Raw genomic sequence first — 22,623 nt, 5'->3', positions numbered from 1 at the left:
CCGGATGGATCACCCCGCGATCGGCGGCATCCGGGCAAGACCCTGCTTCGGGTCGCGCCGGACGGCAGGTAAAGCGCCGTCGCTCAACGGGCGAACGAGGATCCCGCCGCCACCGCGGCCTCATCGGGGCCGGCCGACAACGGGCAAGGCGACCGTGGACCTGCTCTCGGTCGGCGTCCTGCCTACTCGACCTCGCGGAGTTTGCCGCTCTCCACCTCGTACACGAAGCCTCTGATCTGGTCCTTGTGCGGCAGGAACGGGTCGGCCTGCAGCCGGCGGATCGACTGACGGATGTCGTCGTCGAGGTCGGTGAAAGCCTCCGCCGCCCACGGCGGGCGAAGGCCGGTCTCGCGCTCGATGGCGGCCTTGAAGTCTTCGTCGGTGAAGGTCAGCATGCCGCAGTCGGTGTGGTGGATCAGGATGATCTCGGTGGTGCCCAGCAGGCGCTGGCTGATCGCGAGGCTGCGCAGCTCGTCGGCGGTGATCACCCCGCCGGCGTTGCGGATGATGTGGGCGTCGCCCTCGGCGAGACCCAGGATGCCGTACGGGTTGAGGCGGGCGTCCATGCAGGCCACGACCGCGGCGTGCTTGGCGGGTGGCAGCGGCAGGGATCCCTTGTCGAAGCTCGCGGCATAGCGCTCGGCGTTGGCCAGCAGCTCATCGGTGACGGACATGGGGCCATCCCTTCGTCGGGTTCCCGCATATCCTATAGATCGACTAGGTGGTGCGGCCCTCCGAGCGAGAGGATTTCGCCTTCGGGCGCGACATCCGCTCCGTGCCGCCGCAGGGCGGCCCGCTGGGCGGAGTCCGGTCGCGCCACCGGATTGGTGTTGTTCAGGTGCGTGTAGAGGTAACGCACCCCGGGCGCGAGCATCGGCAGCGACTCCTCGATCGGCAGGTGCCCCATCTGCCGGGCCGTGCGCCGCACTCCGGTGGATCTCAGCAACTCGTCGTCGGTGAAGAAGGTCCCGTCCAGGATGACCAGGTTGGCGTCGGCCAGCTCGGCGGACCAGGCCGCCAGGCAGGGCGCGTAGACCATGGTGGACCGGCCGTCGCTGAGCCGCAGCCCGACAACCCAGTCCTCGCCCGGGGCGCCGGTTGCGCGGCCGGTGGCGTAGCGCGGGCGCTTGGCGCCCAGCGGAAACGGTGTCACCGTCAGGCCGCCCTCGAGCGCGACGGCAACGCCGCTGGTGAGCGGTCCGCGGGTCACAGCGGTGTAGTGGTCGAGCAGCGGCAGGGCGGGGACGGCGGCCAGGACGGGCCGGGTCGCGAAGACCGTCAGGGCGGTGGCCTCGCGGAGACCGAGCAGGCCGGTGGTGTGGTCGAGCTCGGCGCTGGTGAGAACGACGCCGCGCACGGGTGTTTCGCGCAGGCCAGGCCCGGGCCGCAGCTCGGGAGCGTCCAGGCGCAGGTCGGGGGCGGCGTTCAGGAGATACCAGCTGCGCCCGTCGCCGCTCACGGCCAGGGTGTCCTGGCGCAGCGATCTGCCGCCGTCGCGGGCCGCCCGGCAGCCGGGGCAGGCGCAGTTCCACTGCGGGAGGCCGCCGCCCGCCGCCGTGCCCAGGAACCAGATCCTCACGACACCCGCCGCGCGGGATCACGGCTCATGGGAAGCGCCGCGGGACCGGGACGGGGCGCGGGACCGCGGGTGCGCGCAATGACGTGACCAGGTCGTGCGCCGGGGAGAGGTGGCACGCCGGGTCGGTGGCGGATGCGTCGCCGGTCAGCTGGAAGGCCTGGCACCGGCAACCGCCGAAGTCGACCTCCCGCAGATCGCAGGTACGGCACGGCGACGGGAGCCAGTCGGTGCCGCGGAAGCGGTTGAACAGCTCCGACGAACGCCAGATGGTGGCCAGGTCGGTGGCCAGGACGTTCGGGGGTGGCGGGCCGGGCAGCTGGGCCGCCGCAAGGCACGGTAGGACGTCGCCGCCCGGGGTGATCACCAGCTGGCGGGCGCCCCAGCCCTGCATGCACGGCTTCGGGGTGCCGGTCAGGTAGTCGGGGCGCACGTAGGTGATCTGCATGCTCTCGCCGAGCAGGGACACGGCGTCGGCCACGGCGCGGTCGGCCGACGCCACCTGGTCGGCGGTGGGTATCAGGGCGGCCCGGTTGCGCAGCGCCCAGCCGTAGAACTGGGTGTGCGCCAGCTCGAGGCGGGTGGCGCCCAGCGCGGCGGCCAGCTCGGCGATCTCGGCGACCCGCGAGACGTTGGCGGCGTGCAGGACCACGTTGACGGTCAGCGGCAGGCCGGCCGCGACCACGGCGGCGGCCGCGGCGCGCTTGCGGTCCGCGACGGGCAGGCCCGCGATGCGGCGCGCCGACACCGGGTCGCTGTCCTGGATGGACAGCTGGACGTGGCGCAGGCCGGCGCCGACCAGCGCCGCCAGGCGGGCCGTCGACAGTCCCAGGCCGCTGGTGATCAGGTTCGGGTAGAGGCCGTTCGCGGTGGCGTCGGCGACCAGATCGGGCAGGTCGCGGCGGAGCAGCGGTTCGCCGCCGGTGAGGTGCAATTGCCGTACGCCCAGGTCGCTTGCTTGTTGAAAGATCGATTTCCAGGTGGGCCGGTCGAGCTCGGTGCGGGAGAGCGCCACCGGATTGGAGCAGTAGGCGCACTGCAGGGGGCACCGATGCGTCAGCTCGGCGACCAGCCCGATCGGCGCCCCGGGCGGCAGCGAAGCCGACCCGCCCAGGAAGCGGGGCGCAACCGGGGCGCCGCCGTCGGCGACGACCCGCTGGGCGATCAGGTCGTCGAGGAGGCGCTCGACCGAGGCGGCGTCGACACCGTCGTACTCGAGAGCCAGCGACGTCACGATCTCGCCGGCCGTGCGGCCGTCGCAGCGGGTCAGCACCGCGGCGGCCGGCTCGTCCAGGGCCAGCACCCCCTCGGGATAGAGGACGAGCCACGCGTCGCGCGCCCGGTCGTGCACCAGCGAGCAGCCGCCCGCCAGACCCGGCCTCATCGCGACATCCCGGCGTAGTCGACGGCGTCGAGGATCGCGTTGAGCACGTCGCACTTGTAGGCCAGCGCCGCGATCGCCGCATCCTGCTGCTCGCGCGTCACCGCGTGGGTCAGCACCAGATCCAGCGTGAACGAGCTGTCCGACGCGACCACCGGGATGCGGTTGTCGAAGTACGCCGTGCCCGACGGCGCGATCCAGTCGTAGTGGGTGCGCCACGCGTGGACGCGGTCGGCCATGTGCTTCGGGGAGAACAGCTCGGTGAGCGCGGCCGCGGCGCCCTCCAGCCAGGGGCGGGTACGGCAGAACGACACGTACGCGTCGACCGCGAACCGCGTCCCCCGCAGCACGTGCCGTTCGTCGAGCACCTCGTCGGCCGTGAGGCCGGCCGCGGCGGCGAGCGTGAGCCAGTCGTCGAGGCCGCCGTCGTCCTGGAAGGCGATGCGGTCGAGCCAGCGCAGGCGCACCGCCGGCAGCGGGCAGGCCGAGACGATCGCGGCGTTCTTCGCCGAGAGGTGGCGCTGGTAGTACCAGCGGTTCGCCACCCAGGACCGGATCTCGCCGGGCGTGCACCCGCCGGCATGCAGCCGGACGTGGAACGGGTGCTTGTCCCAGTACCGCGAGGCCTGCGCGTGCAACGCCCCGGCGAGCTCCGTCCGGGTCAGCGCTGGTCGCGACGCGGCCACGGGCCGGCGGTCCCCGCGTAGGCCGAGATCTCGGCCGCGGTCTCGATGCGGGTCGTCTTCGGTTCGGTCCACTTCTTCTTCATCGCGATCCCCTTAGTAGACAACGATTTTTCCGGTGTTCTGCGGATAGACGGCGTCGTTGTAGAAGTACGTGCCCGGCGTCGCGAACGTGTGCGTCGCGGATTGGCCCGGCATCAGCGTGCCGGTGTCGAACTCGTTGTCGAAGAACGCGACGGCCGCGTGGGCGCTCGCATTCGACGCCGGATTGACGAAGGTGACCGTCGTGCCGACCGGGACCCGCAGGTGCTGCGGCGCCATCGCGTTCTGCGCCACGAGGTTCTCCGCCGGGCCGGGAGCGCCGCCGGACCAGATCCGCCCGAGCGTCACGGTCGTGACATCGGTGACCGCGGCGGTGCGGATGTCGTTGCGTCTCGACGGCGGCACCGGGGCCGGCGCCGGCGCCACGGTTCCGCCCAGTTTGAAGGCCCAGAGGTGGTCGCCCCGCGGAATGTCGGGGTACGGCAGCCCGTTGCCGCCGGCGAGCACCGCGAGATATTGGACGCCGTCGATCTCGTACGCGATGGGGCTGGTGTGCACCCCGGCGCCGGTCTGGAAACTCCAGAGCACTTCGCCGGTCTCGTCGTTCATCGCGTGCAGCAGCCCGTCCGGCCCGCCCTGGAACATCACGCGCCCGGCGGTGGTGAGAATCCCGTTGCCGTGCGCCAGCGACCATTCTCCGTCCTTGCGCCAGACGGGTTTGTTGGTGCGCGGATCGACGGCCGCGAGCCCGCCCGCGAAATATTCGCCGAGTGGCCGCGACGTGTTGACCCGGCCGTCCCGGGCGTTCGAGTAGCCCGAGTTGATCAGTCCATAACCCACATAGATCCAGCCGGTGTACGGGCTGAAGGACAGTTGCGTCCAGTCGGCGCCGCCCCCGGCGCCGGGGAAGATGATGGTGGCCCGGTCCCAGTGCGGCGTGTAGAGGCCGCCGAACTCGTAGAACGGCACCGGCCGCGTCGCGTTGTCGAATCGCGGCTCCTGCGGGCAGAACGCCTCGCCGCCGGGGAACGGCTGGGTCGGCGCCGTCTTCTGCCGCACATCCTGCGCGACCGGCCGCTCCTCCATGCCGTGTACGGCCTCGCCGGTGCGCCGGTCGAGGATGTAGTACATCCCGACTTTCGAGCCGTAGACGACGACTTTGCGCAGCCGGCCACCGATCCGCAGGTCGACCAGCACCGGGGCCATCACGTTGTCCATGTCCCAGATGTCGTGGTGCACCGACTGGAAATGCCAGCGCCGCTTACCGGTTTTCGCGTCGAGCGCGACGATGGAGTTGGCGAAGAGGTTGTCGCCGCCGCGCGACGAGCCGTCCGTGCGCGGGTAGGGCCCGCTGAACGTCCAATAGACCAGCCCCAGCTCCGGGTCGACGGCCGGGTGGATCCACGGCACCGCGCCGCCCGTCTTCCACGAGTCCCCTTCCCAGGTGTCGTGGCCGAACTCCCCCGGGCCGGGCGCCGACCAGAAGATCCAGGCGATCTCGCCGGTGGCGGCGTTCAGCGCGTACGCCCGGCCGCGCGCGCCGCCGGTGCTGCCCTGCATCCCGACGTAGATGAGGCCGTCGTGGTAGACGACCGCGCCGGCGAGTGTCCCGGTGAGGCCGCCGCATTGGCCGTTCTGCGGATCGCAGCCGCTGTCCGCGCCACCCTCGTCCGCCGTGATCAGCTGCTTCTGCCAGACGATCGCGCCGGTTGCCTGATCCAGCGCGTACACGATGTTGGACCCCGAGGCGGAATAGACCTTGCCCTCACCGAGCGCCACGCCGCGCATGTTCGTGCCACGACTGCCCACATTGGTCTTCCACTTGACCGCGCCGGTGCGCCCGTCGACGGCGAAGACGTTCTGCTGGCTGGTCTGCACGTAGAGGACGCCGTCCTGCACGACCGCGGTGCTCTGCTGGCCCTGAGCGGTGCTGCCGCCCTCGAGGTTGACGTGCCAGGCGCCGCCGAGCCGGCCCACGGTGCGACGGGAGATCTGCTTGAGCGGCGAATGGTTCTGGTTGCCGAGGTCGCCGCAGACCTTGGGAAAGTCACGCCCGGGCGGCCGGAACGCCCGCGGCTGGGCGGGCGCCGGAGCGAGCTTCGAGGGCTCGCCGGCCTCCGCGACGCCGGGCACGGCCATCGCGCTCGCCGCGCCGGCGCCGGCCGCCGCTCCGGCAGCGAGGAATTTTCGTCTATCCATGCTCACTCCTTGGTCCGCTGTATGGACCTGTCGAGCCGCTAGATGGACGAACCATAAGCTTGTTCATCGATCGGCAACAAGAGGCCGGATCGATGATTGCCATTTGCAGGCACCCGGGCCTACGGTGAGCGGGCTTGAGAATGGATCGATAGGTCCGCGTAGTGGACCTCTCCCGAAATCGGAGCACCGTCCATGATCGAATCCGTCCGTCGTCATCGCGGCCTGACCGCTTTCGTCGCCGTCGTCCTCGCGATCGCCGCCGTCCTGGTCATCCGGTCGCAGGCCGCCACCGGCCACCCGTCCGCCACCACCGGCGCGCAGCAGCTGGGCGACCCCGACTACGGCGTCTGCCGGGGCGTCGACCCGCGCTGCTACCACAACTGGGGCAACTTCGACCCCACCAAGGGCTGGCGGGTGCTGCTGTTCACGCGTACGGCCGGCCCGCGCCACGCCAACCTCGGCCCCGCCCTCGCGGCCGGTCTCAACCCGCCGCTCACCGCCGCGAATGTCGTGCAGAACGGCGTGGTCGCGCTCGGCGCGGCGAACGGCTTCGCCGTCGACTGGACCGAGGACCTCGCGCAGGTGAGCTCGCCCAACCAGCTGTTCCGCTACAACGCGGTCATCTTCTTCAGCACGTCCCGCGACGCCCTGGACGACGCGGCCCAGACCGCGCTGCGCCAGTACATCCGGGGCGGCGGCGGTTTCGTGGGCGCGCACAACGCCTTCGGCACCGAGTACAACTGGCCGTGGTACGAGGGGCTGCTGGGCGGCGCCAACTACTACGACCACGGCCCCGAGCAGACCGGCACGGTCCGCACCGTGGACCGGCATGACGTGTCGACGTCGTCGCTGCCGTCGCGCTGGGGCTTCGAGGACGAGTGGTACAACCTGGTGCCGTACCCGTCGAAGGTCCGGATTCTGGCCACGGTCGACGAGTCGACGCTGACGCGCGGCGTAGCGGGCAGCATGGGCCACCCCGGCCACGGCGACACGCATCCGGTGGCGTGGTGCCAGTACTACGACGGCGGCCGCGCGTGGCTGACGACGCTGGGGCATGACGCGGCGCTGTTCGATCTGAACGCCACGTTCCCGGGGGCGGCCGAATACCGCAGCCTGCTGCTGGGCGGCATCGAGTCGGCGATGGGCATGAAGCCGTTCTGCCGCTGACGCCCGGCCCACTCCGACTCGCCGGGACCGGCTGCGGCATCGCGGCCGGCCTCGGCCTGTCTCGTCCCCCGGGGTTCAGGTCACGGCTTGAATCGGCGAACCTCCTGGGGCCAGCCGCACCCTTCCGCGATCTTGCCCGCCCACATGCGGGCCGACTGCTCGTCGGGCACATCCACGATGGTCAGTCCGCCCAGGAACTCCTTGGTCTCGGCGTAGGGCCCGTCGGTGAACAACACGGCGCCGCTCGTGGCGTCGGCACTGAAGACCGGGCCGTCCTCTTCCTCCAGACCTCCGGCGAAGACGTACGCTCCGGCGGCCTTGATCTCATCGACGACCGCCCTGGAGAGTGGCCCGCGGCCGCGGAACCACTCCTCGGTGTGGTCACCCACCCACTGCTGGTTGAAGTAGATGAGGTACTTGGGCATGCTTGCTCCCTCGGCTCAGCCGGACGCGGTGCCCGGCTCCACTTAACCTACGAACGGCACCCGGCGGATACGACACCCTCCGCCGCACTATTTCGGTGGCGTCGTCACGCCCGCTCCAGGAACTGTCCGAGGTCGGTGCCGCTCAGATCGCCGAGCGAAAGATGGGCCGCTGCCTTCCAGTTGCCGGTCTTGGGCCAGTCGTTCTTGTCGCCCCAGCTCCGGGGTCTTGTCGAAGGAGAGCTGCCCGAGCAGCGTGACAAGCTCGGGCTCGGAATCTTCCCTTGAACCTCACGAAGGTCCGGCCCCGGGGAGTTGCTCTGCTCGTAGTCCGAGGAAAGGTCCCCGTCGGCCTGAAGGGCGAGCTTCACTCGGCGATCAGTTGAACAAGTGATGACGAGCCTGCCGGCGTGGATCGTGAAACGGGCCGGCTCGCCGCCGACGCAGCGGTCGTCGCTGACCGCCACATCGATACCGGCCATGCCACGCCCTCAAATGTCAGCGAACGAGGCGGGTCTCGCCTCGCGGACCTGTCATGATGCCAGGTCCGCGACGCCCGATTCGCATTACAGTCCCAGGTAGATCTGACGCACCCGCGGGTCGTGGCGGAGCTTGTCGGACGTGCCGGTCATCGCGGCCGAGCCGTTCTCGACCACCAGGCACGTGCTGGTGGCCTCGAAGGTCAGCTTGGCGTTCTGCTCGACCAGCAGCATCGACAGGCCGTCGGCCCGCAGGCGGCGCAGCACCGCCAGGATGTCCTCCACCAGCTTGGGTGACAATCCCATCGACGGCTCGTCCAGCAGCAGCACCCGGGGGCGGCACATCAGCGCCCGGCCGATCGCCAGCATCTGCTGCTGACCGCCCGACAGCGCCCCGGCCAGGCGCTCGCGCATCTCCCCCAGCACCGGGAACAGCTCGTACACCTGCTGGAGGGTCTCCCGGGTCTCCTTCTTCCACGGCTTCGAATATGCGCCCAGCAACAGGTTCTTCTCGACCGAGAGCCCCGCGAAGACGTGCCGGCCCTCCGGCACGTACCCGATGCCGTGCCGGACCATGTCCCGGGCTGGAACCTTCGTCAGGTCGATGTCGCCGAGGCGCAGCGTGGCGACCCGGCGCGGGATCAGGCCCATGATGGCCTTGAGCGTGCTGGTCTTGCCGGCGCCGTTCGCGCCGATCACGCCGACCGCGTCGCCGGACGGCACCTCGAAGCTGAGCTCGTTCACGGCGCGCACGCCGCCGTAGTGGACAGTCAAACCCTCGACGGTTAGCGCGGTCATGGGTTTACCTCCGAAGGAACGTCCATCGAATCGCCGAGATAGGCCTCGATCACGGCGGGGGTGGCGGCGACCGAAGCGGGCGTGCCCTCGGCGATCACGCGGCCGCTGGCCAGCACGGTGATGCGCTCGCACAGGTTCATGACCAGGCCCATGTTGTGCTCGATGATGACGACCGTGATGCCGGTGTCGCGGATCGAGCGGACCATCTCGCCCAGCTTGCGCACCTCGTCGCCGTTGAGGCCGGCGGCCGGCTCGTCCAGCAGGAGCAGCGACGGGCGGCACGCGACGGCGCGGGCGATCTCGACCCGCCGCTGGGTTCCGTAGGGCAGCGACTTCGGCGGCAGCCCGGCGAAGGCGGTCAGGCCGTAGCGGTCCAGCACCTCGTCCGCCCGCCGGCGCAGGTCGCGGTCGCGGCGCACGATCGAGAGCGGGGCCAGCAGGTAGCGCCAGCTCGACACCGTGCGTGTGCGGTCGAGCGCCACGAGGACGTTCTCCCGGACGGTCAGGTCGCCGAACAGGCGCAAGTTCTGAAATGTGCGGCTCATTCCGGCCCGCGACAGGCGATAGGGCGGCCGGTTGGTGACATCGTCCCCGGCGAACCGCACGCGACCGGCATCGGGGCGGTAGAGCCCGCTGATCACGTTGAACAGCGTGGTCTTGCCGGATCCGTTGGGTCCGACGATGCCCCGGATCTGCCCGGACGGCACGCTCAGCGACACGTCGTCGAGCGCCTTGAGCCCACGGAACTGCTTGCTCACCCCATCGACGACCAGGATGTCCGCTTCGGAGCCGTCGGCACGCTCGACGGGAGAGTACGGCTGGAACTCGCCGAGGCGAGCCGCCTCCGACCCCACGCGACCCCGGCGGTGGGCGATCCAGTGCCGCAGTCGCGGCGGGAGTCCGGCCAGGCCCGTCGGAGCGAAGACGACCACGAGTACGACCACAGAGCCGTACCCGATCTGCGCGAAGGTCGGGTGATCGACCAGCAGCTCACGCACCAGGTACAGGCCGATCGCCCCGGCCACGCACCCGATCAGGCTCTGCCGCCCGCCGATGATCACCATGCCGAGCAGCAGGAACATGTTGGCGATCGAGAACGACTCGGGCGCCACGTAGCGGATCAGCCCCGCGTAGAGCACGCCACCCACGCCGCCGTAGACCGAGGCGAGCAGGAACGCGGTCATCCGCAGCACCGGCACGTCGGCGCCCAGGGCCCCGGCGGCCAGGGCGTCGTCGCGCATCGCCCGCATCCGGCGGCCCAGCGCCGTGCGCACGACGAACAGTCCGAAGACGAGCATGAACGCGAAGACGATCAGGATCAGGTAGTAGTAGAGGTATTCGCTGGAGAGGTCGACCCCGGGGATCGTGGGCACCGGGATGTTGGAGATGCCCTCGGCGCCGCCGGCGATCTGGGCGTTGGTCACCCAGTTGGTGAAGGCGAGCGCCAGCCCCAGCGTGACGATGCCGAGATAGTGCGATTGGACGCGCAGCGCGGGCGTGCCCACCAGCAGCCCGGTCGCGGCCGTGGCGAGCACGGCGAGCACCGCCGACACCCAGAAGCCGAAGCCGGAATGCGTGGTGAGGATCGCGGTGGCGTACGCGCCGACGCCGAAGAACGCGATCTGCGCCAGGTTCACCTGACCGCCCACGCCCATGCAGAGCCCGAGCCCGACGGCCAGCAGCGCGAACACGAGCATCACGTTGACCACGTGGATCGCGTACGAGTCGAGCCCGTAAGGCAGCAACCACGCACCCACCGCAACGATGAATGCGGAGCCGATGCCCAGTCTCATGCGGGATCTCATGCCCGGTTCACCGTCCGCTCGCCGAAGACCCCGGTCGGCCGGATCATGATGATGACCGTGAAGACCAGGAACGTGACCAGTTCCGAGTAGCCCTGGAAGTGCCCCGCCGAGTACGAGTCGAGCACCCCGATGGCGAGGCCGCCGACGATCGCGCCGGGGATCGAGCCGAACCCGCCGAGGATCGCGGCCGCGAAGCCCTTGATGCCGAGCGCGCCGCCGAGCGCCGGGTTGACGTAGAGCAGCGGGCCGACGAGCCCACCGGCCAGCGCCGCGAGACCCGCGCCGATGGCGAACGCGATCGCGTTGCTGCGGCCGACGTGGATGCCGACCGCGGTGGCCGCCTCGTGGTCCATCGCCACGGCCTGCATCGCGGCGCCGCGCTTGGTGCGCGACAGGAACAGCACCAGCAGGACGGTCGCGACCGCCGCGATGGCGAGGACCACCAGATCGTAGGTCCGGATGCGTAGCCCGAAGATCTCGATGGGCGCGGTCTGTACCGGTGACGGGACAGCCCGCCCGGTGGCGCCCCAGATCATGATGACCAGGGCGTCGAGGACGATGCCGAAGCCGATCGTGCCGATCAGCATCAGGTCGAAGTCCTTGTTCTCCAGCGGGCGCAGCACCCGCTCGATGACCAGGCCGATCGCGGCCGTCACCACGATGGCGACGATCATGGCGATCGCGAACGGCAGCTTGGCGGTCAGGTAGAAGGTGGAGGCGATGTACGCGCCGACGGTGACCACGTTGCCGTGCGCGAAGTTGACCAGCCCCATCGTGCGGTAGACGAGCGAGAAGCCGAGGGCGACCAGCGCGTAGATCGCGCCGAGGCTGACCCCGCCGATGATCGTCTGGAAGAAGACCTGCATGGCACTCCTGAATGGCCGACGATCCCGGCGCCGGGGGCGGCGCCGGGATCCGGGAGCGGGGACGTCAGCTGGAGGCGGCGACGAGCTTGCCACCCTCGATCTTGCCGATCGAGGTGGCGAAGATGCCCACGCCGGTGTTGTCGTACGCGAAGCTGCCGAGCAGACCCTGGTACTTGGTGCCGCGGATCGCGTCGGCGAGGCCCTTGCCGGTGGCCACGTTGCTGGTCTTGAGCGCGGTCAGCAGGATCTGCGCGCCGTCGTACGCCTTGGCGCCGTGCAGCTCCGCCTCCTCGTTGTACGCCGCCTTGTGGGCCGCGGCGAACTTCTTCGAGGCCTCGCTGATGTCGTTGCTCAGGTACGGCGAGCTGACGATCGTGCCCTCGGCGTTCTTGGCGCCGGCCGTGTCCAGGAAGACCGGGGTGCCCTGGGGGGCGGCCCCGGCGAACTGGGCGGTGATGCCGAGGTCGCGAGCCTGCTTGACGATCAGTCCGGACTCGACCTCCTCGGCGCCCAGGAAGATCAGCTTGGGGTTCTTCTGCCGGATCGAGGTGAGTGCGGCGCTGAAGTCCTTCTGATCGGCGGTGACGACCTGGTCGGCGACCGGCGTGACGCTTCTCTTCTGCAAAGCCTTCAGGAACGAGTCGTGCTCGCCCTTGCCGTACGAGCCGTTGTTGGTGATCATCGCGATGCTCTTGATGCCCTGCTGGTCGACGATGTGCTTCACCAGGGTCTCGTCGTACGTCGTCGACGTCGGCCCGTTGAGGAAGAGGAACTCGCTGCCGACCGCGACCAGGCCCGGCGACTGGCCCGAGGTGATGTTGGGGATCTCGGCGGTCTTGAGGGTCGGCGCCATCGCGATGGTCACCGCGCTCTCGGCCGTGCCGATCATCGCGATGTAGCCCTCGCTGTCGATCTTGCGGGCCAGGTTGGTGCCGGTCGTCGGGTCGCCCTGGTCGTCGAAGACGTCGAGCTGGATCTGCCGGCCGTTGACGCCGCCTTGTGCGTTCCACTCGGTGACGGCCAGCTTGGCGCCCTTGAGCTCCCACGCGCCGAGCGAGCTGAGCTGCCCGCTCTGGGCGTCGACCAGGGCAATCTTGATGGGACCGGAGTCGCTGCCGCTCTTCTCGTCGCCGCTGCCGGGGGCGCTGCAGCCGGCAACGACAAGAGCCAGGACGGCGAGGGCGGTTAGGGGACGGTATCGCGCCACGTGCGTCTCACCTCAATCTACAAAAATCCGAATTATTCGAAAACGCCCTGATAGATGTCGGTGATGTTCCAGTGCCCGGGCGTCGGCACGGGTTCGTTGACCATCGGTACGTCGAGCACCGCCGGGCGGCGCCGCTCGATCGCTTGTCGCAATGCCTCGCCGAGCCCGTCGGGCGACTCGACGAGGTAGCCGTCGGCCCCGCACGCGCGTCCGAAGGCGGCGAAGTCGGGACTGTACGGCCGGCCCTGCGGATCGGTGAAGTCGCAGCCGTAGCTGCGGCCGAAGAACTTCGACTGCAGGTCGGAGATCGTGCCGTGGGCACGGTTGTTCATCACCAGGAAGATCACCGGGAGGCCGCGCTCGACGGCGAGAGGCACCGCGGGCAGCTGGGCGCTCATGCCGCCGTCGCCGATCAGCGCGACGACGACCTTGTCTTCCCGAGCGATTTGCACGCCCAGCGCGGCGGCCGGTCCGAAGCCCATGGTGGACGCGCCGCCCGGCGTGATGAACCGGCCTTCTTCCGGCAGCGGATAGCACTGCGCCACGCCGTTCTTGTTCCAGCCCACGTCCGTGACCAGGATGGCGTCCTCCGGCAGCGCCGCGCGCAGGTCGGCAAGAATCCGCTCGGGCCTCAGGGGGAAATTGTCGCTTCTGCCCCGCTCGGCGCTGGCCTCGAAGAGCCCATTGCGGGCTTGTCCGATTTGTTGGCGGAGGCCTTGGCGGTCCTGGGCCGGCTTGGCGATCACGGCATCCCTGATCGCCGCCACCGCGAGTCCCGCGTCGGCCACGGCCCCGATCTCGACGGGATAGTTGCGGCCGATCTCCGCCGGGTCGATGTCGATCTGGATCAGCTTCGAGGGCGGAAAACTCCAGGTGTACGCCGGATTCCACGAGCTCGCGTCGGTCTCGGCGAACCGCGTCGCGATGGCCAGGACCACGTCGGCCTTGCGCGCGTAGTCGTTGGTGAGCTCCAGACCCCAGAACCCGGTCATCCCGAGCACGAGCGGGTGATGGTCGGGCAGCGCGCCCTTGGCCATGAGCGAGTGGGCGACCGGGATGTCGAGGTGCTCCGCGAGCTCCTTCAACGACTGCCGGCCGTCGGCGCCGCCGAGGCCGCCCCCGATGTAGATGAGCGGCCGTTCGGCCCCGGCCAGCATCGCCGCGATCCGTTCCGCGTCGGCCGCCTCGAGCGCGGGCTTGGTCACCTGGACCGGCAGCGGCGTGCTCGCCTGCGGCAACGTCCGGGAGAAGACGTCCATCGGCACGTTGAGCAGCACCGCGCCGGGCCGCCCCGAGGTCGCCGTCCAGAACGCCCGCTCGGTGAACCGGGCCAGGTCCTCCGCCCGGTGCACCTGCCAGGCCCGCTTGACGAACGGTCGGTAGATTGCCGCCTGGTCGGCGTCGTTGTGCAGGTTCACCTCTTGGTGCGGGTGCCGCCCGTACAGGTAGGAAGGAATGTCGCCCGAGATCGCGACCAGCGGCACCGAGTCGAGCGCCGCCGTCGCCACGCCCGTGACCGCGTTCATCATCCCGGGCCCGACGTGCATGAGCAGCACGCCCGGCTTGCCGGTGGCCCGCGCGTACCCGTCGGCGGCGTGCGCGGCGGTCTGCTCGTGGCGGGCGATGACGAACTCGATCGAGCTGCGGCCGATCGCGTCGAGCAGGGCGATGTTGGTGTGCCCGCAGGTGCCGAAGACGTATTCGACCCCGTACGCCTCGAGCTGTGCCACCAGGTTGTCGGCGACGGTCACTGTTGCCCCCAGATGGAGATTCCTCGCAGGATCAGCGTCTTGACGACCGTGTAGTCGTCGACCATGAAGCGCGGCGACTCGCGGCCGAAGCCGGACTCCTTCACCCCGCCGAACGGCACGTGGTCGAGCCGGAAGTTCGAGGTGCCGTTGACGATCAGGCCGCCGACCTCGAGCTCGCGCCAGGCGGTGAGGATGCGGCGGATGTCGGTGGTGAAGATCCCGGCCTGCAGGCCGAAGCGGCTGGTGTTGCAGGCCGTGAGCACATCGTCGAAGTCGTCGTAGGCCATGACGGCCACGAGCGCGCCGAAGACCTCCTGGGTGACGACGGCCGCGTCCGGAGAGGGGCCGGCCACCACGGTCGGCGCGAGCGTCGCGCCCTCGTTCCGCCCGCCGATGGTGATCTTGGCGCCGTTGGCTGCCGCATCCGCGGCCCACCCGGCCACCCTCGCCGCGGCCGCTTCGTCCACCATCGAGCCGACGTCGGTGGCCGGGTCGAGCGGGTCGCCGACCTTGAGCGCGGCGACCTCCGTGGTCAACTGCCGCACAAATCCATCGAATCCAGATTTATGGACATAGACACGCTGGACCGAGATGCAGCTCTGACCCGAGTTGGTGTAGCCGGTGCGAGCGCACATCTTGGCGGCGGCATCGAGATCGGCATCCTCGCAGACGATCGTGGCCGCATTGCCGCCCAGCTCCAGGACCAGGCGTTTGGCGCCGGCGGCCCGCGCCACCGCCGCCCCCGTGCCGGCGCTGCCGGTGAAGCTGATGACCGCGACCTCGGGCGCGGCGCACAGCGCGGCCCCGACCTCTCCCCCGCCGTGCAGCAGCTGAACGGCCTCGACCGGCGCGCCCGCCGCGAGCAGCAGCGCGACGATCGCCGCCGACACCGCCGGGGCCTGCGGCGGGGCCTTGACGATCGTGGTGTTCCCGGCCGCGAACGACGCGCCGAGCTTGTGCGCGAGCAGGTTGGCGGGCGCGTTGAACGGCGTGATCGCCAGCGCCACCCCGGCCGGCGCGCGGTAGGTGAGCGCGGTGTTGCCGATCCCGCGCTCCCAGCCCGCGACCGGCAGGTTGTCGCCGCCGATCTGCCGGGCCTCGGCCGCGCAGACCGCGAACGTGTCGGCGACCCGGTCCATCTCGCCGAGCCCGTCCTTGACCGGCTTGCCCAGCTCCAGGGCGATCAGCCGGGCGATCTCGGCGCGGCGCTCGGTGGCGAGGCGGGACGCGGTCTCGAGAACCGAGGCCCGGGTGGCGGGCGCGAGGCGGGCCATCTGTCTCGCGTACGCGGCGGCATGCCGGACCGCGGCGTGGACGTCACCCTCGGCGGCCACGCGGGCGCGGCTCACGACGGCCCTCGTGTACGGACCTGTCCGTTCGGCTAGCGGGCCCTCCATCAACCAGACACCACCGAGCAATGCCGGCGCGTCGGCTGACTTGAGGATCGTGTCGAGCATTCTTCCTCCTTGGTCCGCTAGATGGACCGTAGAGTGGGGTTCTGGACCGCTGTGCGGACTAGGTGTAACGTACGGGCGACCGCCGGTTCCTCGCAATAGGGCGGGCCGAGAAAGTTACGGTCCGATGAACCGCCATCGTGAGCGGCAGAATCAATGCCGCCCGGCGGCCGTGCCGGCGGAGCGAAAGGGGCACCGTGGAAGACCGCGAGGCAAGTGGGGTCCGCAGCGTCCAGCGCGCGCTGGACATCTTGTCGTTGCTCACCGAGGAACGGCCCTCGATCACCATCCGGGAGGCGGTCGAGGCGACGGGCCTGGCCAAGACCACGGTGATCCGGCTGATCCAGACGCTCGAGCAGATGGGCCTGCTCTGGGCCACGACCAGCGGATACATGGCGGGCCCCGGCCTGTGGCGCTGGGCCCATCTGGCCCGCAGCAGCTGGGAGCTGCCGCCCGAGACCAAGCGAATGATGCGCGACCTGGCCGCCAAGGACCGCGAGACGGTCAACGTCTACGTGGCGCGCGACATCGTCCGGGTCTGCATCGCCCAGCAGGAGAGCCCGCAGCCGCTGCGGCACGTCGTGCACGTCGGCGACGAGCTGCCGATGTGGGCCGGCGCGTCGGCCAAGGTGCTGCTGCGCAACGCCACGCCTGGGCTGCTCGCCCGGATCGCCCGCTCCTCGCCGTACGGGGAGCAGCACGTCCGCCGGATGCAGGAGTGGATCGACGAGGCCGCCCACCAGGGCTTCGCGGTCAGCCACGGCGAGCGCGAGGAGGGGCTGACCGCGGTCGCCGTCCCCGTGCTCGGCCGCTCCGGCACCGTGGTCGCCGCGCTCACGCTGAGCGGGCCGACCATGCGCTTCACCGACGAGCGGATCGACACCTTCGTCAAGGACCTGACCGAGGTGGCGAACCGGATGGCCGAGCGCGGCTTCGACCATCCCCTGGGCTCTTCGTTCTAGCCTTCGGAAGGAGAACCCCGCATGCCCGACCGCCCCCTGTCCGGTGTCCGAGTCCTCGATCTCACCAACGTGCTCGCCGGCCCGTACTGCAGCTATCAGCTCATGCTGCTCGGCGCCGAGGTCGTCAAGATCGAGGTGCCGGGCGTGGGCGACCTCGCGCGCCGGCTCGGCCCCGACCCCGCGCTCAACGAGGCCGGGATGGGCTCCTCCTTCCTCGCGCAGAACGCCGGCAAGAAGTCGGTGGAGCTTGATCTGAAGCTCGATCCGGACCGTGCGGTCTTCGAGCAGCTTGTCGCCTCGGCGGACGTGCTGCTGGAGAACTTCCGGGCCGGGGTGCTGGCCCGGCTCGGGTACGGCTGGGACGTGCTGCGCTCGCGGAATCCGGGGCTGGTCTACTGCGCGATCAGCGGGTTCGGCCAGGAGGGGCCGCTGAGCCAGGGCCCCGCGTACGACCAGGTCGTGCAGGGTCTCTCCGGGATGATGAGCATCACGGGCACGCCTTCGACGGCCCCGCTGCGGGTCGGCTTCCCGGTCTGCGACACGGTCGGCGGGCTCTCCGCCGCGCTCGCGATCGTCGCCGCGTTGCACGGCCGGCAGCACGACGGCCAGGGACGGTTCCTCGACGTGTCCATGCTGGAGACGTCGATGTCCGCCATGGGCTGGCCGGTCTCCAACTATCTCGTCTGCGGCGTGCCGCCCGAGCCGATGGGCGATCAAAATGCCACCGCCGCTCCGTCGGGGACGTTCGAGGCCGCGGACGGCCCGCTGAACATCTCGGCCAACCGGCAGGAGCAGTTCGTCACCCTGTGCGGGCTGCTCGACCGCGCGGACCTGCTCGACGACCCCCGCTTCGCCGAACGGGAGGCCCGCAAGCGGTACCGGCCCGAGCTGAACCGCGAGTTGAACAAGTCGCTCGGCTCCCGCACGGCCGCCGAGTGGGAGGCGCTGCTCTCCGCCGCGGGCGTGCCGGCCGCACGGATCCTCACCGTGCCCGAGGCGCTCGACCAGCCGCAACTCGACGCCCGCGGCTTCCTGACGTCGCTCGGCGACTTCCGGGTCACCGGCAGCGGGGTGCTGTTCGACGGCGAGCCGCTGCGGCCACCGGCGCCACCGCCGGCGCTCGGCCAGCACAACGACGAGGTCCCGGCTCTGATCGCGCGGTGGCAGTCGTGACCTCCCCCGACGCCGGCGCCGCTCCCGTCGCGGCCACTTCCGACGCGACCGCCGCTCCCGTCGCGGCCACTTCCGACGCGGGCACCGCTCCCGGCGCGGCCACCTCCGACGCGACCGCCCGTGAGGTCGCCGCCTGGTGGGGCACCTCGGTCAGCCGGATCGAGCCGGGGGTCATCGAGCTGCGCGGCCACCCGATCCAGGAGCTGATCGGCACCGTGGGCCTGGCCGAGCTGATCTACCTGATGCTGCGCGGTTCCCGGCCGCCCGCGGGGCAAGCCGCCCTCCTCGAAGCGGCGATGGTCGCCGGCGCCGACCACGGACCGCACGCGCCGTCGATCGCGATCGCGCGGATGACCGCCACCTGCGGCGTCGGCCTCGCCAACGCGATGGCCAGCGGCGTGAACGCCCTCGGCGACGTGCACGGCGGCGCCGGCCAGGAGTGCCTGACCCTGCTCGACTCCATCGTCGAGGGCGCCGACCCGGCCGCGGTCGTGGCGAGCGTCCGTTACTTTCCCGGCTTCGGCCACCGGTTCCATCCGGTCGACCCGCGCCGCGAGCCGATGCTGGCGCTCACCCGGCGGGCCGTGGACGACGGCGTCGTGCCCGGCAAGCACCTGGCCGCGGCGCTCGCCGTCGAGGAGATCCTCGGCCCGCGCGTGCCGATGAACGTCGACTGCCTGACCGCGATCGTCTACGGCGAGCTCGGCTTCGCGGCGCCGCTCGCACGCGGGTTGTTCGCGCTCAGCCGCAGCATCGGCATCCTCGCGCACGCCTGGGAGGAGACCCAGCAGGGCCGCCGGATCAAGGGTCCGATCCCGCCGTCGATCCTCCCGGAATACCGCGGCTGACCCGGTACTGGGCCGCCATCCGGACCGGTGTGTTCGGCGTTCCGTACCCGTCATAGTCCTTCACCCGCTGCACCAACTCGAAGAACACCCGGCGGCCGAGCATGGCCGTGTAGAAGTGGAAGAGCTCCCCGTCGTCCGTGCGGTCGTACAGAATTCCGTGCGACCGCATGACCTCGATCCGCTCCGGGTCGAGATCGACCCGCGCGGCCAGATCGGCGTAGTAGTTGTCCGGAATGGCCAGGATCGGCACGCCGGCGGCGCGCATCGCCACGGCCGCGGCGAAGACATCACCGCAGGCGAACGCGACGTGCTGAAAATCGGCGGTCCCGGGGAGGCGGCTTCCGCCGAGCGCGGGCACGTGCAGCAGCATCCGTACGCGGCTGCCGGCGCTCGTCATCGCGCGGGCGTGCACCAGCCCCCGCGGATCCGGGATGTCCTCCGGGTCGTGGCGCCGCAGCCCCACGACGGACCGGTAGAAGAGCACGGCCTCGTCGAAGTAGTGCAGCGGCTGCGACAGCGAGACCTGGTCGACCCGCGCGATCCCCCACTCGCCGGCCGGCGCTTCCTCGCCGCCCGGCCCTTCCTCGCCGCCCGGCGCTTCCTCGCCGCCCGGCGCTTCCTCGCCGGCCGGCGCTTCCTCGCCGCCCGGCCGTTCGAACTCGCCGAGGCGTTCGAAGTCGCCGAGCCAATTCGCGTCGGCGGCCGCGCCGTCGGTGCGGCAGAAGAAGATCGACGTGCCGTCGGGGGCCTCGACCGCGGTCAGGTCGGCCTCGCCCGGGCCGTAACGGCGCGGGACCGGGGGCGCCAGCAAGGCCTCCGCGCGGCGGGCCGAGGCGGCCGGGTCGTCGCTCTCCAGGCCCATCGCCGTGATCGCCACCTCGTCGCCGGTGGAGCGGGCGCGGTTCAGCAGGATCCGCGCCTCGCCCTGCTGCCAGAGATGGACGGGCTTGGAGCGGTGGCGGGCGACCCTTGCGAAACCCATGCCGTGCAGCATCCGTTCGGCGAGCTCACCGCCGAGCGCGTCGACGCCGAGCTCGACGAAGGCGTACCCGTCGAGGTTTGCGGCTTTTTCGATTGCCGCTTTTTCGTGGTGGTCGGGGGCGATTGCCTCCTCCAGGGCGATCAGGCTGCGCAGCGCGTCGGTTGCCGTGCGCCCGGCGTCGGCCTGGCGGAAGACGTCGTTGAAGACCTCCAGCGAGAGTGGGCCGTCGTAGCCGGCGGCGAGGACGTGGCCGACGAACGCGGCGAGGTCGAAATCGCCCTGGCCGGGGAAGCAGCGGTAGTGGCGGCTCCATTGCAGGACGTCCATGCCGAGCCGCGGCGCGTCGGCCAGCTGAAGGAAGAAGATCTTGTCGCCGGCGATGTCGCGGATGCCGGCCGGGTCGTCGCCCCGGGACAGGATGTGGAAGCTGTCCAGGCAGACGCCGAGGGCGGGGTGATCGGCGGCGGCGACGATCTGCCAGGCGTGCCGGTAGTCGTCGACGTGGCGGCCCCAGGCCAGGGCCTCGTAGGCGATCCGCATTCCTCTTGTTGCCGCCAGCTCGGCGAGCCGGCGCAGCTGCGACGCGGCCAGCTCGTCATCGCCGTCGGTGCCCGGGACGACCGAGGAGCAGACCAGCATCGTGTCGGCGCCGAGGTCGGCCATGACATCGAACTTCTGGGCGGCACGGCGCAGGTTGGCGGCCAGGCGCTCGGGCGTGACCCCCTCGAAGTCGCGGAACGGCTGGTAGAGGTCGATGGTGAGGCCGAGGTCGGCGCAGCGGCGGCGGATCTGCGCCGGGCTCAGCGGGCTGGTCAGCAGGTCGGCCTCGAAGATCTCCACACCGTCGAAGCCGACCTGCGCCGCGGCGGCCAGCTTCTCCTCGAGGGTGCCGCTCAGCGAGACGGTCGCGATCGCCCTACGCATCGCGGGCCGTCGCGGTGTGGGCTGTCTCGGCGCGAGCCGTCGCGGTGTCGGCCGTCGCGGTGTCGGCTGTCTCGGCGCGAGCCGTCGCGGTGTCGGCCGTCGCGGTGTCGGCTGTCTCGGCGCGGGCCGTCGCGGTGTGGGCGGCGAAGTCTTCGAGCATGCGGTCGACGTCGGGCTCGTGGCCGGTGAACAGGCGCAGCGCCTCGACCGCTTGATGGACCACCATGCCGCCGCCGTCGAGGGTGCGGCAGCCGCGCTCGCGGGCGGCCCGGAGGAGGCCGGTCTCGAGGGGGCGGTAGACGATGTCGGCCACCCACAGGGCCGGCCGCAGCAGGGCAGGGTCGAGGGGAAGGCCGGGATGTCCCTCCATGCCGACGGGCGTGGCATTGACCAGACCGTCGCTCGCCGCCAGCAGCTCGGGGATGCGGTCGCGCTCGGCCGCCGCGACACTTGCGCCCCGGGACGACAAGCGGTCGGCGAGCCTTCTGGCCCGGTCATTGTCCGCGTCCACGATGGTCAGGTGGCCTGCTCCCAGCCGTACGATCGCATGGGCGACGGCAGCGCCCGCACCCCCGGCACCCAGCTGAAGCACCGACCGGATCGGAGCATCGGGAAGGCCGCGGCGGAAACTTTCCGCGAAACCGGAGTGGTCGGTGTTGTGCCCGATCGCGCGCCCGCCCGCGAAAACCACCGTGTTGACGGCGTCGAGATCGGCCGCCTCCGGTGACAGCTCGTCGAGGTGCTTCACCACCTCCTGCTTGCACGGATGCGTGATGTTGAGACCGCGAAAGCCGAGCTTGCCGGCCGCCTTGACCAGGTCGCCCACGTCGCCGGCGGCCAGGCCCAGCTCTGCGATGTCGATCAGCTGATACCAGTAGTGCAGGCCGAGGCGGGCGGCCTCGTTTTCGTGCAGGGGCGGGCTCAGCGACGTCTGGATGTCCGCGCCGATCAGGCCCACGAGAAAGGTGCCCGGCATCGAGCCTCCACGCTAATGTACGAACCGGTACGTTAGTTATCGGCGTCACATCGACTAAAGTCAAGGCCCTGTCCTGTTTCGCCCTTGCCTAGGAGCCCGATGACCGCCAGCCCGCCCGTGGAACGTCGCCGCGACGCCGAACGCACCCGCGCCGAGATCCTCACCGTGGCCTCCGCGGAGTTCGCCGACCGCGGCTACGACGGCGCCCGGGTGGACGAGATCGCCGCACGCACCAGCACCACAAAGCGCATGATTTACTATTATTTCGGCGGAAAGCGGCAGTTGTACGTCGCGGCGCTGGAGTCGGCCTATGCCCGTATCCGCGAGGCCGAGCAACAAGTAAGCGTCGACCACCTGTCCCCGGCCGACGCGATCCGCCGCATCGCCGAGGTGACCTTCGACCATCACGAGGCGAACCCCGACTTCATCCGGCTGGTCAGCATCGAGAACATCCACCGGGCCGAGCACATCGCCCGTCTCCCCGAGATCGTGCGGATCAACACCCCCGCCGTGCTGCTGCTCGACCGGATCCTTACCCGCGGCCGCGAAACGGGCGAGTTCCGCACGGATGTCGACGCCATCGACGTGCATTTGATGATCAGCGCGTTCTGCTTCTTCCGAGTAGCCAACCAGCACACGTTCGGCGCCATCTTCGGCCGCGACCTGCTGGATCCTGCTCGCCGCTCCCACTACCGCCAGATGCTCAGCGACATGATCGTCGCCCACCTGACCATAACGTAGCCACCCCGCCGGCTCGGCACTCGCGACTCGGTACGCAGCCCTGATGAACTCCCACGCTCCCGGCGCAGCACGTCATCAAGATCGCCCCGGCGGCAGAGCGCACCCCGCCGACGGCGGACAGCCGCGATGAGTTCCTGCGCGGCTCGCGCGCCAACTCATCAAGATCGCCGCTCAAGCGCACGGCGAG

At 70.6% G+C, this 22,623-nt stretch carries 20 protein-coding genes; 5 read left to right on the top strand and 15 right to left on the bottom strand.

The genetic code is table 11. From position 1 onward, the window contains the following. Window positions 1–182 precede the first annotated feature (182 nt). The 5 genes from ACIA5D_RS16730 to ACIA5D_RS16710 form a co-directional block, all read right to left on the bottom strand. Window positions 183–674, bottom strand: a complete 492-nt coding sequence (locus ACIA5D_RS16730; RefSeq protein ID WP_396030810.1) for a beta-class carbonic anhydrase — start codon at window positions 672–674, stop codon at window positions 183–185. A 32-nt stretch (window positions 675–706) separates the two neighbouring features. Further along, window positions 707–1,579, bottom strand: a complete 873-nt coding sequence (pqqB, locus tag ACIA5D_RS16725; protein WP_396030809.1) for a pyrroloquinoline quinone biosynthesis protein PqqB — start codon at window positions 1,577–1,579, stop codon at window positions 707–709. 25 nt (window positions 1,580–1,604) lie between these two features. After that, window positions 1,605–2,960, bottom strand: coding sequence for a pyrroloquinoline quinone biosynthesis protein PqqE (pqqE, locus tag ACIA5D_RS16720; RefSeq protein ID WP_396030808.1), 1,356 nt, complete (start codon window positions 2,958–2,960; stop codon window positions 1,605–1,607). Continuing rightward, window positions 2,957–3,643 carry a pyrroloquinoline-quinone synthase PqqC gene (gene pqqC / locus ACIA5D_RS16715; RefSeq protein ID WP_396030807.1) on the bottom strand — a complete coding sequence of 229 codons (687 nt, stop codon included), beginning with the start codon at window positions 3,641–3,643 and terminating at the stop codon, window positions 2,957–2,959. Before pqqC ends, pqqE begins: the two co-directional genes overlap by 4 nt. A 93-nt stretch (window positions 3,644–3,736) precedes the next feature. Beyond that, window positions 3,737–5,881 (bottom strand): PQQ-binding-like beta-propeller repeat protein, encoded by a 2,145-nt coding sequence (locus tag ACIA5D_RS16710; protein ID WP_396030806.1) that lies wholly within the window; start codon window positions 5,879–5,881, stop codon window positions 3,737–3,739. A 192-nt stretch (window positions 5,882–6,073) separates the two neighbouring features. Between ACIA5D_RS16710 and ACIA5D_RS16705 the strand changes: the two genes are divergently transcribed. Further along, a complete protein-coding gene (locus tag ACIA5D_RS16705; RefSeq protein ID WP_396030805.1) occupies window positions 6,074–7,048 on the top strand; it encodes a ThuA domain-containing protein in 975 nt (324 codons plus the stop codon). 80 nt (window positions 7,049–7,128) lie between these two features. Here the strand turns inward: ACIA5D_RS16705 and ACIA5D_RS16700 are convergent, their stop codons facing one another. The 8 genes from ACIA5D_RS16700 to ACIA5D_RS16665 form a co-directional block, all read right to left on the bottom strand. Next, window positions 7,129–7,473 carry a YciI family protein gene (locus ACIA5D_RS16700; protein WP_396030804.1) on the bottom strand — a complete coding sequence of 115 codons (345 nt, stop codon included), beginning with the start codon at window positions 7,471–7,473 and terminating at the stop codon, window positions 7,129–7,131. Window positions 7,474–7,577: 104 nt separating this feature from the next. Beyond that, window positions 7,578–7,937, bottom strand: coding sequence for a hypothetical protein (locus ACIA5D_RS16695; protein ID WP_396030803.1), 360 nt, complete (start codon window positions 7,935–7,937; stop codon window positions 7,578–7,580). A 99-nt stretch (window positions 7,938–8,036) separates the two neighbouring features. Then, the gene (locus ACIA5D_RS16690; RefSeq protein ID WP_396030802.1) at window positions 8,037–8,747 is read right to left on the bottom strand and encodes an ABC transporter ATP-binding protein; all 711 of its coding nucleotides are present in this window, start codon (window positions 8,745–8,747) and stop codon (window positions 8,037–8,039) included. After that, window positions 8,744–10,540 (bottom strand): ATP-binding cassette domain-containing protein, encoded by a 1,797-nt coding sequence (locus tag ACIA5D_RS16685; RefSeq protein ID WP_396030801.1) that lies wholly within the window; start codon window positions 10,538–10,540, stop codon window positions 8,744–8,746. The genes ACIA5D_RS16690 and ACIA5D_RS16685 overlap by 4 nt, the downstream gene beginning before the upstream one ends. 8 nt (window positions 10,541–10,548) lie before the next feature. Continuing rightward, a complete protein-coding gene (locus ACIA5D_RS16680) occupies window positions 10,549–11,418 on the bottom strand; it encodes a branched-chain amino acid ABC transporter permease (RefSeq protein WP_396030800.1) in 870 nt (289 codons plus the stop codon). A 64-nt stretch (window positions 11,419–11,482) separates the two neighbouring features. Then, on the bottom strand, window positions 11,483–12,625 hold the full coding sequence (locus ACIA5D_RS16675) for an ABC transporter substrate-binding protein (protein ID WP_396030799.1): 1,143 nt from the start codon (window positions 12,623–12,625) through the stop codon (window positions 11,483–11,485). Window positions 12,626–12,657: 32 nt separating this feature from the next. Then, window positions 12,658–14,376, bottom strand: coding sequence for a thiamine pyrophosphate-binding protein (locus ACIA5D_RS16670; RefSeq protein ID WP_396030798.1), 1,719 nt, complete (start codon window positions 14,374–14,376; stop codon window positions 12,658–12,660). Next, window positions 14,373–15,833, bottom strand: coding sequence for an aldehyde dehydrogenase family protein (locus ACIA5D_RS16665; RefSeq protein WP_396030797.1), 1,461 nt, complete (start codon window positions 15,831–15,833; stop codon window positions 14,373–14,375). Before ACIA5D_RS16665 ends, ACIA5D_RS16670 begins: the two co-directional genes overlap by 4 nt. 194 nt (window positions 15,834–16,027) lie before the next feature. Here ACIA5D_RS16665 and ACIA5D_RS16660 point away from each other — a divergent pair, with 194 nt between their 5' ends. Genes ACIA5D_RS16660 through ACIA5D_RS16650 form a run of 3 tightly spaced genes read left to right on the top strand, consistent with a single transcriptional unit; the run spans window position 16,028 to window position 18,813 of the window. After that, complete coding sequence (locus ACIA5D_RS16660; RefSeq protein WP_396030796.1) at window positions 16,028–16,792, top strand: IclR family transcriptional regulator; 765 nt, start codon at window positions 16,028–16,030, stop codon at window positions 16,790–16,792. Between the two features lie 21 nt (window positions 16,793–16,813). Continuing rightward, window positions 16,814–17,965 (top strand): CaiB/BaiF CoA transferase family protein, encoded by a 1,152-nt coding sequence (locus ACIA5D_RS16655; protein WP_396030795.1) that lies wholly within the window; start codon window positions 16,814–16,816, stop codon window positions 17,963–17,965. After that, window positions 17,962–18,813 (top strand): citryl-CoA lyase, encoded by an 852-nt coding sequence (locus ACIA5D_RS16650; protein ID WP_396030794.1) that lies wholly within the window; start codon window positions 17,962–17,964, stop codon window positions 18,811–18,813. Before ACIA5D_RS16655 ends, ACIA5D_RS16650 begins: the two co-directional genes overlap by 4 nt. Here ACIA5D_RS16650 and ACIA5D_RS16645 read toward each other — a convergent pair. Further along, window positions 18,767–20,719, bottom strand: a complete 1,953-nt coding sequence (locus ACIA5D_RS16645) for a bifunctional sugar phosphate isomerase/epimerase/4-hydroxyphenylpyruvate dioxygenase family protein (protein ID WP_396030793.1) — start codon at window positions 20,717–20,719, stop codon at window positions 18,767–18,769. The two genes, ACIA5D_RS16650 and ACIA5D_RS16645, sit on opposite strands and share 47 nt — an antisense overlap. Continuing rightward, window positions 20,712–21,695: a shikimate dehydrogenase gene (locus tag ACIA5D_RS16640; RefSeq protein WP_396030792.1), complete on the bottom strand. Its 984-nt coding sequence runs from the start codon at window positions 21,693–21,695 to the stop codon at window positions 20,712–20,714. Before ACIA5D_RS16640 ends, ACIA5D_RS16645 begins: the two co-directional genes overlap by 8 nt. 99 nt (window positions 21,696–21,794) lie before the next feature. On the opposite strand from ACIA5D_RS16640, the gene ACIA5D_RS16635 reads away from it, so the two are divergent. Further along, window positions 21,795–22,436 carry a TetR/AcrR family transcriptional regulator gene (locus tag ACIA5D_RS16635; protein WP_396030791.1) on the top strand — a complete coding sequence of 214 codons (642 nt, stop codon included), beginning with the start codon at window positions 21,795–21,797 and terminating at the stop codon, window positions 22,434–22,436. The last annotated feature ends 187 nt before the right edge of the window (window positions 22,437–22,623 follow it).

It is taken from the genome of Actinoplanes sp. NPDC051513 (assembly GCF_044454685.1).
GTDB lineage: Bacteria > Actinomycetota > Actinomycetes > Mycobacteriales > Micromonosporaceae > Actinoplanes.
This window is presented reverse-complemented; position numbering and strand designations above follow the sequence as displayed.